Annotated in this window: 7 protein-coding genes; all 7 read right to left on the bottom strand. The window is 72.3% G+C overall.

The features are described 5' to 3' along the window. Positions 1 to 18: 18 nt before the first annotated feature. The 7 genes from ACFZBP_RS16770 to ACFZBP_RS16740 all read right to left on the bottom strand — a co-directional run bounded on the left by ACFZBP_RS16770 (position 19) and on the right by ACFZBP_RS16740 (position 12,621). Positions 19 to 1,317, bottom strand: coding sequence for a hypothetical protein (locus ACFZBP_RS16770; RefSeq protein ID WP_391413761.1), 1,299 nt, complete (start codon positions 1,315 to 1,317; stop codon positions 19 to 21). 73 nt (positions 1,318 to 1,390) lie between these two features. Next, complete coding sequence (locus ACFZBP_RS16765; RefSeq protein WP_391413759.1) at positions 1,391 to 2,674, bottom strand: nucleotide sugar dehydrogenase; 1,284 nt, start codon at positions 2,672 to 2,674, stop codon at positions 1,391 to 1,393. A 12-nt stretch (positions 2,675 to 2,686) separates the two neighbouring features. Continuing rightward, the gene (locus tag ACFZBP_RS16760) at positions 2,687 to 4,351 is read right to left on the bottom strand and encodes a glycosyltransferase (protein ID WP_391413757.1); all 1,665 of its coding nucleotides are present in this window, start codon (positions 4,349 to 4,351) and stop codon (positions 2,687 to 2,689) included. Beyond that, the gene (locus ACFZBP_RS16755) at positions 4,348 to 5,931 is read right to left on the bottom strand and encodes a glycosyltransferase (RefSeq protein WP_391413755.1); all 1,584 of its coding nucleotides are present in this window, start codon (positions 5,929 to 5,931) and stop codon (positions 4,348 to 4,350) included. Before ACFZBP_RS16755 ends, ACFZBP_RS16760 begins: the two co-directional genes overlap by 4 nt. Next, positions 5,921 to 6,898 carry a Gfo/Idh/MocA family oxidoreductase gene (locus tag ACFZBP_RS16750; protein WP_391414121.1) on the bottom strand — a complete coding sequence of 326 codons (978 nt, stop codon included), beginning with the start codon at positions 6,896 to 6,898 and terminating at the stop codon, positions 5,921 to 5,923. Before ACFZBP_RS16750 ends, ACFZBP_RS16755 begins: the two co-directional genes overlap by 11 nt. 44 nt (positions 6,899 to 6,942) lie before the next feature. Beyond that, positions 6,943 to 8,058, bottom strand: coding sequence for an aminotransferase class I/II-fold pyridoxal phosphate-dependent enzyme (locus ACFZBP_RS16745; RefSeq protein WP_391413753.1), 1,116 nt, complete (start codon positions 8,056 to 8,058; stop codon positions 6,943 to 6,945). Between the two features lie 507 nt (positions 8,059 to 8,565). Further along, a complete protein-coding gene (locus ACFZBP_RS16740) occupies positions 8,566 to 12,621 on the bottom strand; it encodes an Rne/Rng family ribonuclease (RefSeq protein WP_391413750.1) in 4,056 nt (1,351 codons plus the stop codon). Positions 12,622 to 12,783: the final 162 nt, after the last annotated feature.

The following is a 12,783-nucleotide window of genomic DNA, read 5'->3' as shown; positions in this document are numbered from 1 at the left end:
GTGAGGCTGATCAGCCTCTCAGCGACTGTCCGAGGCACCGGCACGGAGTTTCTCCAGCTCCCGCACAGGACGTATGGCCCAGTGGCGTTCGACGATCAGGGGCAGGCCCAGGACGACGGGCATCCACATCAGGACTCCGAGCCGGTCGGCTTCTTGGACGAGAGGGTGTGCGGTGACCAGGCAGACACCCGTGAGCGCGGTCGCGAGCGCGAGCCAGCCGAGCCCGTCACCGTATGTGGCCAGGGCCCATGCCGCAAGGGCTGTGAGCAGCAGGAAGTACGGCAGGGCGGCCTGCTCGGCGAACCAGTGCCGCCAGAATCCGGCGGCCAGGCCGAACAGCGCTCCCCACGGATCGGAGACCTCGGGAGCGGTGAAGTGCCGGGTGAAGGTGTCCTGCAGGGTGATCTGCGAGGACGGCAGGCCGAGAACACGCATCGCCACGGCGACGGAGCCGGCGGCAGCCGTGGACACCCCCGCGAACACGACCGTGCCCCGGTGCCGCAGCCGTCGCGAGGCACAGAGGGCGCCGACCGTGGCGGCGGTCAGGAGCGCCGCGAGCACCAGAACCGACGAGTAGCGGGTGATCACCGCCGTCGCGTACGACACCACCGTGATCGCCAAGGCTGTCGGCAGCCGGCGGTTGCGGATCAGCAGCAGACCGCCCCACAGCACACCGAGCGTGCAGAGCGTGACGAGCCCCTCCCCCAGCGCCTGGGCGCTCCACCAGCCGAGCGGAGTGGCCAGGAAAGCCACCTGACCCGCGACGGCGGCCCTCCTGCCCAGTCCCGCGCCGCGCAGCAGCCCGAACACCATGAGCGAGCCCGCCGCGGCCGTGACCAGCCCCAGCAGCCGCATGCCGGTCAGCACCCCGAAGGCGCCCACGAAGGGCGCCGCGAGCAGGGGATAGCCGGGCCGGGTGGAAAAGATGGCCTGGTAGCGGGCGTCACCCGTGGTGATGTCGGGGGCGTCGGCCCACCGGTCGAGGCACTCGCGCTCCTCGCCCGCCTCGATCGCACGCTCGCTCTGCCGGGTCAACGGCTGCAGCTCCTCCTCGTGCGCCGTGCGCGCGGCGCGACTCGCGCAGTAAGCGGCGAGCGCGGTGCCGTGCGCGTCCTCGCGCGAGGCGCCGAGGTACTGCTCGGCGGCCCGGGCGTAGCGGTAGGAGTCGGGGAAGAGCGTCCACTGCGGGCCCGCCGCGAGCTGGAGCAGGGCGTACAGGACGCAGACCAGCAGGGGAAGGGCAGCCCGGTGGCGCAGCACGCGGGCGGGGGTCTGTGGCTCGGCCGGTGCCGTGGGGGCGGTGGGGGCGACGGACACGTACGGGGTTTCCTGGGCAGTGGGGGTGGCCCCGGCCTGCTGGCCGGGGCCGGATCCTGTGACGACCGCTGTCTCAGCCGCCGATGACGACGCGTCGGACGCCCTTCCAGGCCTCCGGGTCGGTAGTACGGCGCCCGTCCACCAGCACCGTGACATCCGGCAGATCGGCCGGCGTCAGGTCCCGGTACTCGGCGTGGTCGGCCTGGAGGACGGCCGCGGTGACCTTCTCGCCGGCGTGCGGGGTGAGGCCGAGCGCGGCCAGTTCCTCCGCCGTGTACATCGGGTCGGAGACGTACGGCACGGCGCCACGTGCCTTGAGGGCCTCGACCGTCGGGAAGACGCCGGAGAAGGCGGTCTCCTTGACGCCGCCGCGGTAGGCCGCGCCCAGGACGAGGACGCCCGCCCCGGTCAGGTCGCCGTACGCGGCCGCGAGCAGGTCGACGGCGTACTCCGGCATCGCGGCGTTGGCCTCACGGGCGGAGCGCACGACGGTCGCCGCCGGGTCGTTCCACAGGTACATCCGCGGGTAGATCGGGATGCAGTGGCCGCCGACGGCGATGCCGGGCTGGTGGATGTGGCTGTACGGCTGGGAGTTGCAGGCTTCGATGACCTTCTTGACGTCGATGCCGTTGGCGTCGGCGAAGCGCGCGAACTGGTTCGCCAGGCCGATGTTGACGTCGCGGTACGTGGTCTCGGCGAGCTTGGCGAGCTCCGAGGCCTCGGCGGTGCCCAGGTCCCAGACACCGTTGGACTGCGGCAGGTCGGTGCGCTCGTCGAAGTCGAGGACCTGCTCGTAGAAGTCCACCCCTCGGGCCGTCGACGCCTCGTCGATGCCGCCGACCAGCTTCGGGTAGCGGCGCAGGTCGGCGAAGACACGGCCGGTCAGGACGCGTTCGGGTGAGAAGACCAGGTGGAAGTCCTCGCCGGCGGTGAGGCCGGAGCCCTCGGCGAGCATCGGCGCCCACCGGGTGCGGGTGGTGCCGACCGGGAGCGTCGTCTCGTACGACACCAGCGTGCCGGGCCTGAGGCCCTGCGCGATCGCCTTGGTCGCCGCGTCCATCCAGCCGAAGTCGGGCACGCCGTCGGCGTCGACGAACAGCGGGACGACCACCACGACGGCCTCGGACTCGGCGACCGCGGCCGCGGTGTCCGTGGTCGCGGTCAGCAGCCCGGCGTCGACGGCCTGCTTGAGCTTGACGTCCAGGTCGTGTTCACCGGGGAACGGCTCGGTGCCGGCGTTGACCAGCTCCACGACCTTCTCGTTGACGTCCGCGCCGATGACCCGGTGGCCCTTGGAGGCGAACTGCACGGCCAGCGGGAGACCGATCTTGCCGAGCGCTACTACACAGATGTTCATGGACGGTCGCTACTACTTCCTCTTGGCACCGCTCGGCTTCGCGGCGGCGGATCGTCGGGGCCGTGCGCCGCGGGCGAGGCGCGCCTTCACCCGCTCGGCCAGTGACGGCTTCGGCGGGAACATCCGGGCGGTGTCGATCACCACGCGTCCCTTGGGGTTGACCAGGGCCGACGCCCGGTACGGGTCCTCGTAGGCGCCCCAGCGGCGCGCCAACGGCATCGGCTTGCCCTTGCCGCGCACCGGGATCTCGTACGTCGCACCCGCGACGTCCACGTAGAGGCGGACGCCCAGCTTGGCCGTCCGGCGCTCGAGCGGGACGCGGGCGTGCAGCACCGTGCCGGCGCCGTCCTCGGCGAGTTCCGTGCTGAACTCGCCGACCGGCGCGGCGAGGCTGTGCCCGGCCGGCAGCTTCCTGGCGCCGGGCTTGTCGGCCGACTTGGGCATGGCGCCCTGCGCGAACCGCAGGACGGCACTGTCGACGTCACCGAGGACGCCGACCTTGACCGAGGCCGTGTAGGTGATGCCTTCGCCCTCCTGCTCCCAGGCGGAGGTGAGCAGTTCGGTGCCCTTGGCGAGCCGGCCGGGGACCGCCTCGCCGACGAGTTCGAAGCAGCGGTCGGACAGGGCGATACGGGGGTCGCGGAAGCCGGGGTAGCGGGCGTAGGCGCGCTCGCCCTCGACGACGAACGGCGGCGCCCCGTGCTGCTTCTCCGAGGTGATCGCCTCGCACAGTTCGTCGACCGCGCCGGCCTGCGCCAGGCAGATCCGCACCCGGCGCTTGACGTCCATGGCGTCCCGGATGCCGTCGGTGAAGTAGGTGTCGGCGAGCCGCGCGATGCCCGCGCAGATCTCCCGCCTCAGTTCGCGGTCCAGGGCCGGGAAGTCGTCCTGGACGAGCTTCGCCAGCTCCCAGGTGAAGTGCCGGCGCAGCACGGCGTCGCGCTGCGGGCCCTCCTCGACGATCCCCGCGGTGAAGTCCATGATCTCCGCGGTGCACCGCAGCCGGGCCAGATGGTCGGCCCGGTAGGTGATGTTGCTGGCGTCGCCCCGCTTGACCGCGTAGTAGCAGGTGTAGTCGGCCACCACCGAGATCTTCTTCGCGCGCACGCACGCCTCGATGGTGAACGGCTGGTCGCTGCCCACGGGCAGGTGCTCGGGGAAACGCAGCTTGTGCTGCTCGACCAGCTCACGCCGGAACAGCTTGGTGTTGGCGAGGGTCCACGGCAGCGCGGAGTCGTACAGGCTGACGTCCGCCGCGTTCTCCTTGTACAGCGCCTGGTGCACGTACCGCCCGTTGGTGCCGACCATCTTGCCGACGACGACGTCCGAGCCGTGCTCATCGGCGGCCGCCACCATGCGCTCCAGCGCTTCCTCGCCGAGGTAGTCGTCGGAGCCGATGAAGTAGACGTACCGGCCCCTGGCGATGTCGAGGGCCCGGTTGCTGGGGGCGGCAGGCCCGCCGGAGTTGGCCTGGTGGATCACCTTGACGGTGTCCGGGTGCAGAGCGGCGAAGCGGTCCAGCTCCGCGCCGCTGTCGTCGGTGGAGCCGTCGTCGACCGCGACGATCTCCAGCCGCTCCCGGCCGATGCTCTGCCCGACCAGGGAGTTCAGGCACTCCGTCAGGTAGGGCATGGTGTTGTAGACAGCGACGATCACGCTGACGTCGGGGGTGGTCATGCCCGCGCCTCCGCCGCTCTCGGGACGGACGTCTGCCGGGCCCCGCTGCCGGGCAGTTGCCCGGTGTAGACGGAGTCCAGTACCTCGGCCTGTGCCTCCCACGTCCACTGGTCGAGGAGCCCGGGCGTGTCGTACACGCCCCGGTACCGCTCGGCGTCACCGAGCACCGACTTCACCGCACGCACGTAGTCCTCCAAGTCCTCCGCCCGGAACACCTCGCCCTGGCCGGTCTTCTCGACCATGGCGCCCATCGTCTTCACGTCGCTGACCACCAGGGGCAGCCGCGCGTGGGAGTACTCGAAGAACTTGGTGATGAGCGCGATCTCGTGGTTCGGCCAGTGGTGGATCGGGATGACCCCGAGGTCCGCGGCCGACAGGAACCGCACCACCTGGTAGTGCGGCACATACGGCAGGATGTGCAGCCGGTCGCCGGCCCCCAGTTCCTCCGCCCGCGCCCGCAGGGTCCGCATGTACTCGGACTCGGTGTTGAGGACCACGAACGCGGTGTGCACCTCGGGCAGCAGCGGCAGGGACTCGACCATGATGTCGAGGCCGCGCTGCGGAGCGGCCGCTCCGCTGTAGACGGTGAGCGGCACGTCGTGCCCGATGCTGCACAGCTCCCGCAGGTCCGGGACGGGCTCGGCGGCCTGCTCGGGCGAGACCTCCGCGTCCGGGGCGTTCAGGACGACGGTGGGCTTCGCCTTCAGTCCGTGCCGTTCCTGGAGCATTCCGGCGAGGGTGTCCGACACCGTCGTCACGGCGTCGGCGTGCCGGGCGTACTCGCGCTCGTGCGCGCACTGGGCGACATGCCAGCGCGGATGCGGGTTCCACGGCTTGATGCCGGGCAGGAACTCGTGGGCGTCCCAGACCAGTTTGACGTTCCTGCCCCGGGCGCGGGCGCGCAGCGTGGCGCGGGCGCCGACGCCGAGCATGCGGAAGTCGTTGGCGTGGATCAGGTCCGGCTCGAGTTCGTCGATGACCTTGCCGTAGGCCAGCTCGTAGTCCCAAAGGTGCGGGTCGAGCCGGCGCCAGCTGCGGTCGCCCATGGTCTTCTGCCAGAAGGCCGTGGTGAAGCGGTCCAGGGCCGAGTCCATGGCCTTGCGGCGCTTCTCCAGCGCCAGGGTCCTTCGGTGCCGCAGCTTCACCCAGGAGTACATCAGCCGAGCGGTCAGACGCGGCACCAGCAGCCGCAGCCGGGCGACGGCCGAACCCTCCCGCTGGGCGAGGATCAGCCGGATGTTGAGATCGGCACGCCAGGCCTTGATCCGCTGCCGCCGGTACGCGGCCAGGGGGCCTGGCTTGTAGGCCAGCGGGGAGCGCAGCACGGCGCGCCGGTACTCGTGTCGCCGCCGCGCCATCGGTCCGGGCACCCGGATCAGGCGGACCTCGGCATCACCGATCTGCCAGGTCTCGTCCCTCTTGCCCCTGGCCTTGCCCAGCAGGACGACGTCCCAGCCGGCCTCGGCGGCCGAGCGGGCCTCCTTCTGCACGCGCGAGTCTCCGTTGACGCCGTTGTCGACGAGCATCACGATCCGCCCGCGCGTGGCCCGCCGCGCCGCCGCGTGGTTCTCAGCTGCCATGGGTTGCCAATTCCTCCGACCGAAGATCAACACTGCGTCCCGACACCGCCGACTCCAGCACCGCGGCGGCCACTTCGACCGTCCGCATGCCCTGACGCAGCGTGCAGATGTCCGCCGGCTTGCCGAGGACCGCGTCCCGGAACAGTTCGTGCTCGACGAGCAGCGGTTCCCTCTTCTGGATGGCGTAGCGGATCATGTCGCCCTCGGCGACGCCGCGGAAGGCCTGCAGTGCCTCCCACTCGGTGGCGACGGCCGCGTTGGAGTGGAAGGTGAGGTCCGCGGTGAGGGTGTCCGCGATGAAGCAGCCACGCTCGCCGGTGACCGAGGTGAAACGTTCCTTGAGAGGGCTGAGCCAGTTCACGAGGTGGTTGACCATCGTGCCGTCGTCCAGGCGGCCGACCGCGGAGACCATGTCCTCGTGCGGGCGACCGCTCTTGGAGACGACGTGCGCGGCGATGGACACATACTCGCGCCCCGTCACCCAGCCGGTGAGGTCGATGTCGTGCGTGGCCAGGTCCTTGACCACACCGACGTCGGCTATTCGGTGCGGGAACGGGCCCTGACGACGGGTGACGACCTGGTAGACGTCGCCCAGTTCACCGGCCTCCAGGCGGGCGCGCAGCGAACGCAGCGCAGGGTTGCAGCGCTCGATGTGGCCGACGCCTGCCACCAGGCCGCGCGACTCGAACGCCTCGACCATGCGGCGGGCGCCCTCGACGGTGTCGGCGACCGGCTTCTCGACCAGCGCGCACACCCCGGCCTCGGCGAGCTGCAGGCCGACTTCCTCGTGCAGGGCCGTGGGGCAGGCGACGACGGTGTAGTCGACGCCGAGCGCGAGCAGCTGCTCCACGGTGTCGAGAACCGGCGCACCGTGCGCGGCGCCGTACGTGTCGCCCATCGGGTCGACGACGCCGACGAAGTCGACGCCGTCCAGACCGGCCAGGACACGGGCGTGGTGACGCCCCATCGAACCGAGGCCGACCAGTCCGGCCCGCAAGGGTCTCCCGGTGCTCACAGCTTCTCCCCCAGGGTGTTCACAGCGGTCACGATGCGGTCCAGGTCCTGCTGGGCCAGAGCGGGGTGGACGGGGAGCGAGACGACCTCGGCGGCCGCGCGCTCGGTCTCGGGCAGGTCCCAGGTGCGGCCCGCCTTCTGGTCCGGCTCCCAGTACGGCTTCAGCCGGTGGATCGGGGTCGGGTAGTAGACGGCATTGCCGATCCCGGCCTCGGTCAGACGGGCCATGGCGGCGTCGCGGTCGCCCCGGACGCGCACCGTGTACTGGTGGTAGACGTGCCGAGCACCCTCGGCGGCCTTCGGCGTGACCACGTTCGGCGCGGTGATGTGCTCGGTGAGGTAGGCGGCGTTGGCGATCCGGCGCTCGGTCCAGCCAGGCAGCCTGGTCAGCTGTACCCGGCCGATCGCGGCGGAGACGTCGGTCATCCGGACGTTGGCGCCGACGATCTCGTTGGCGTAGCGCTGCTCCATGCCCTGGTTGCGCAGCAGCCGAAGGGTGCGGGCGACCTCGGCGTCGGCGGTGGAGACCATGCCGCCCTCGAGGCTGTGCATGTTCTTGGTCGGGTAGAAGCTGAACGTTCCGCCGCTGCCGAACGCGCCGACCGGCGTGCCGTTCAGCGCGGCCGCGTGCGCCTGGCAGGCGTCCTCGACGACGGCCAGTGAGTGCTTTTCGGCGATCACCATGATCTTGTCCATGGCGGCGGGGTGGCCGTACAGGTGCACCGGCATGATCGCGGCGGTGCGCGGGGTGATCGCGGCCTCGACGGCGGCCGGGTCGAGACAGAAGGTGTCGGGTTCGATGTCGGCGAAGACCACGTCCGCACCGACGAGGCGTACGGCGTTGGCGGAGGCCGCGAACGAGAACGACGGGACGATCACCTCGTCCCCCGGGCCGAGGCCCAGCGCCATCAGCGTCAGATGCAGCGCGGAGGTGCCGGAGTTGACCGCGACGCAGTACCGCCCGTCCACCAGCTCCGAGAACTCCTCCTCGAAGGCCGCCACCTCGGGGCCCTGGACGACCCTGCCGCTGCGCAGCACGCGTACCGCGGCCTCGATCTCCTGCTCGTCGATGACGGGCTTGGCAGCCGGTATCAACTCCTGGGCGTCACTCATCGACTCCCCCTCCTCTTCGGCGACCTCAAGGGGCGCACCACGTCGTGCCGGGTCGGGAGGGACGCTTGTCGAGCGCAGCACGTCCGCATCCCTGGACGTTCGCCGACTCTGTCGCGGCGGCGAACGGCTTTCGCGCAGCACTCCACCCCCCAGTGGGGTGCCTTGCGGGAAGTCAGCCGTGGTCCGCGTCGGACGACCGGGCGTGCTCGGCTGGGTCTACGGCGGCGGGCGTCTCAGCTGCCGGGACCGTGGTCACGTTACCAGCACAAAGACAACACATTGCCTCTGAGTTATCACAGCGAAATCTTGACTTGACGTGCAGTCCCTCACAAGGGAAACAGAGAGTGACGAAACGGTGCAGGCATGGTGACCATACGGAGATCCGTCATACGGGAGGGCGCCATGAACGCCGAAGCGCGGGGCACCGGTTGGTTCCGGTGCCCCGCGCTCGCGCTGGGCCAGGTGATCCCGGGGTCTGGGTGACCCCGAGGCCGTGGGTCGTCCCGGTCAGTCCTCCGTCGAGGCCGAGACGGTCGACGCCTTCTGCTCCGCCGCAGCGGTCTTCTTCGCCGCCGGCTTCTTGGCCGCCTTCTTGGCCGTCGCCTTCTTCGCGACCGTCTTCTTGGCCGCGGTCTTCTTGGTGGCGGCCTTCTTCGCCGTCGCCTTCTTGGCCGTCTTGCGGGCCGCCTTCTTGGCGGGAGCCGTCTCCTCGACGCCCTCCTGCGCGGCCGGGGCCTCAGCGGTGGCCTCGGCCTCCGCGGCCGGGACGACCACGACGGCCGTGTCCTCGGAGGCGGTCGGCGCGGTGGCCTTGCGCACGGCACGGCGCCGCGGGCGGGCCGGGGCGCTCTCGGCGACCGCTTCGGCGGCGGGCGCCTCGGCCTGCTCCGCCGGAGCCTCGGCCGGGGCCTGCGCCACCTGCTCGGGCGCCGCGGACGCGGTCTCGGCGACGGTCACCACGGTGGCCTCGGCCCCTGCGGGCGACCCGGCGGGCGCGGACACCTTGCGGGTGGCGCGACGCCGCGTACGCCCCTTGGGCGCGGCCTCCTCGACGGCCGGGGCCTCGGTGGCCGCGGTCTCGACGACCGCGTCCTCCACGGCCACCGGCTCGGCCTTCGCCTCGGCGGCCGACTCCGGCTGCACGGGACGCTCGACCTCTTCGGCGACGGTCACGTCCTGGGCCGTGGGAACGGCCTCGGACTTCCTGGGCGCACCCGCCGGGGCCGACGCCCGCCGACCGCCGCGACGGCGCGAACGGCCACCACGGCCGGCCGCGGCCTCCGCCTCGGCGACGCTGCTGTACAGCTCCTCGTCCGGTGCGAAGGCGGGCTCCGGGAGCGCGGCGGGCTCGGCTGCCTCGGCGGCGACCTCGGCCTCCGTCTCCGCCTCCTCCTCGGCCGTCTCGACCGGCTCGACGGCGACGGCGGCCTCGTGGACGTGCTCGGGACCGGCGCCGGCCCGCGCGCGCTTCTTGCGCTTGCCGCCGCCTCCGACGGAGGTCGGCTGCTCCATGTGCACGATGACACCGCGGCCGTTGCAGTGGACGCAGGTCTCGGAGAAGGACTCCAGCAGGCCCTGGCCGACCCGCTTGCGGGTCATCTGGACCAGGCCCAGCGAGGTCACCTCGGCGACCTGGTGCTTGGTCCGGTCCCGGCCCAGGCACTCCAGCAGACGCCGAAGCACCAGGTCCCGGTTGGACTCCAGCACCATGTCGATGAAGTCGATGACGATGATGCCGCCGAGGTCGCGCAGCCGCAGCTGGCGGACGATCTCCTCGGCCGCCTCCAGGTTGTTCCTGGTGACGGTCTCCTCGAGGTTGCCGCCCTGACCGGTGAACTTGCCGGTGTTGACGTCGACGACGACCATCGCCTCGGTCCGGTCGATCACCAGCGAACCGCCGCTGGGCAGCCAGACCTTGCGGTCCAGCGCCTTGGCGAGCTGCTCGTCGATCCGGTACGTGGCGAAGACGTCGACCTCGGAGGTCCACTTCTGCAGCCGGTCGGCCAGGTCGGGCGCGACGTGCGAGACGTATCCGTGGATGGTCTCCCATCCTTCGTCACCACTGACGACGACCTTGGAGAAGTCCTCGTTGAAGATGTCCCGGACGACCCGGACGGTCATGTCCGGCTCGCCGTACAGCAGCGTCGGGGCGTTGCCGTTCTTGGCCTTCTTCTGGATCTCTTCCCACTGCGCCTGGAGGCGCTCGACGTCGCGGCGCAGCTCGTCCTCGCTCGCGCCCTCGGCGGCGGTGCGCACGATGACGCCCGCGTCCTCGGGGACGATCTTCTTGAGGATGGTCTTCAGCCGGGCCCGCTCGGTGTCGGGCAGCTTGCGGCTGATGCCGGTCATCGAGCCCTCGGGGACGTACACGAGGTAGCGGCCCGGGAGGGAGACCTGGCTGGTCAGACGGGCGCCCTTGTGGCCGATCGGGTCCTTCGTCACCTGGACGAGCACGGACTGGCCGGACTTGAGGGCGGACTCGATGCGACGCGGCCCGTTGGCCATGCCCAGCGCCTCGAAGTTGACCTCACCGGCGTAGAGCACGGCGTTGCGGCCCTTGCCGATGTCGATGAACGCGGCCTCCATCGACGGCAGCACGTTCTGGACCTTGCCCAGGTAGACGTTGCCGACGTACGAGGTGGCCTGCTCCTTGTTGACGTAGTGCTCGACGAGCACGTTGTCCTCGAGGACGCCGATCTGCGTGCGCTCACCGCTCTGCCGGACGACCATCACGCGCTCGACGGCCTCACGGCGGGCCAGGAACTCGGCCTCGGTGATGATCGGGACGCGGCGGCGGCCCTGCTCACGGCCCTCGCGGCGGCGCTGCTTCTTGGCCTCCAGACGCGTGGAGCCCTTGATGGACTGCACCTCGTCGGACGGCTCGGCCTTCGGGCGGGGCTCGCGGACCTTGACGACGGTGCGCTCGGGGTCGCCCTCGCCGGGCTCGGTGTCGGTACCGGAGTCACCGGCGCGACGCCGACGGCGACGGCGGCGACGGCTGCTGGAGCTGGAACCACCGTCCTCGCGGGCGTCCTCGGCGTCCTCTTCCTCCTGCTCGGCGGTGTCCTCGGCGTCCTGCGCGGCCTGTTCGGCTGCGGCCTCGTCGCCCTCGGTGTCACCGCCCTCGGACTCGGCGTCGGAGGCCTCACCGCGACGACGGCGACGGCCACCGCGACGACGGCGACGACGCGACCCGGTCTCCTCGGTCTCGTCGGAGTCCTCGCCCTCGACGACGTCCTCGGGGGCCTCGTCGGCTTCCTCGGTCTCGTCCTCGACGGCGGTCTCGACGGCCTGCGTCTCGGTCTCCTCGGCTGCGCCGCGGCGCCGACGACGCCGCCGCGCGGCCGCGGGCTGTTCCTCCGCCGGGGCCTCCGCCACGTCCTCGGTCTCCGCCTCGGCGGCCGCCTCGGCTGCCGCCCGCTGGGGCGTCTGGAACTGCGGCTCGGTGAACACCGGTGCCTGGAACACGGCCACGGCGGGGCGCGCCGGGCGCGGAGCCTCGGGGGCCTCGGAGGCGGGGGTCTGGGCGGGCGCGGCGAATCCGGCGGCGGCACGTCGGACGACCCGACGGCGACGGCGGGGACCGGCCTCCTCCTCGGCCTCGGGCGCGGGCTCCTCGGCGGGCGCGGAGACACCGGCGACGGTGGCGGCCTCGGTCTCGATGCCGGGGGTCACGGGCGTCTCCGCCGTCACCGGGGTCTCGGCCGGAGCCTCGTCGGCAGCGGCCTCGGCGGGCGCGGCCACCCGGCGGGTGGCGCGGCGACGCGTACGACGCGGGGCGGCCTCCTCGGCAGCCTCGACGGTCTCGGCGGGCTCCTCCGGCTCGGCGGGGGCTTCGGCGCTCACGGGCGCCTCGGCGCTCTCGGCGGCCGGAGCGCTCTCGGGTGCGGACACCCGGCGCGTGGCCCGGCGACGGGTACGACGCGGGGCGGCCTCCTCGGCAGCCTCTACGGTCTCCTGCGCCTCGGCGGGGGCGGCGGCCTCAGCGGCAGCCGGTACCTCGGCGGGGACCGTGCTCTCGGCGGCCTCGGCGGGGGCGCCGACCGGGGCGGACGCGCGGCGCACCGCACGACGACGCGTACGAGGCGGCGCGGCCTCCTCGGTCACCTCGGTGCTCTCGGCCGCGGCCGGGGATTCCTCGGCGACCGGCGCGGCGGCGGCCACGGGGACCACGGTCTCGGCGGCCTCGGCGGCGGCCGGGGCCCCGGCGGGCGCGGACGCGCGGCGCACCGCACGGCGACGCGTACGGCCGGCGGGTGCGGCCTCCGCGACCTCTTCCGCCGTCTCTTCGGCCGTTTCGGTCTCCGCGCCCTCGTCGGCGCCGACGGCCTCGACGCTCTCGTCCGGCTTCTCAGCCGTCTCGTCCTCGTCGCTCAGCGCCGCCACATCGGCGGCCTCGGCGACCGGTATGGCCGGCTCGACCAGCTCTGCGGGCTGGGTCTCGGCGGCAGCCGACGGAGGGCCCGCCGGTCGGGACGCGGCACGGCGCCGACGACGCGGCGGCAGGGTGTCGCTGGGAGTGTTCAGTTCGGAACCCTCGTTGGGTTCGGTCGGTTCGAGCATGCGGGCGTTTCTCCCGTCAGGCTCCCGGGCGCCGCGCCTGGTCCGGCGGTGTGCCGGTGACGTCCGCGGCTCGCGCGATGCGCGACTGCCGCCGTCCGGGGCGCGGGCGCCGCACGGGAGCTCTCTGTGTCCTGTCTCGCCGGTTCCGTACGCCGAATGCGT

Origin of the sequence: Streptomyces sp. NPDC008086 (assembly GCF_042957325.1) — a bacterium.
GTDB lineage: Bacteria > Actinomycetota > Actinomycetes > Streptomycetales > Streptomycetaceae > Streptomyces.
Note: the sequence above shows the minus strand (reverse complement) of the source record. Positions and strands in the feature narration are given on the sequence as shown.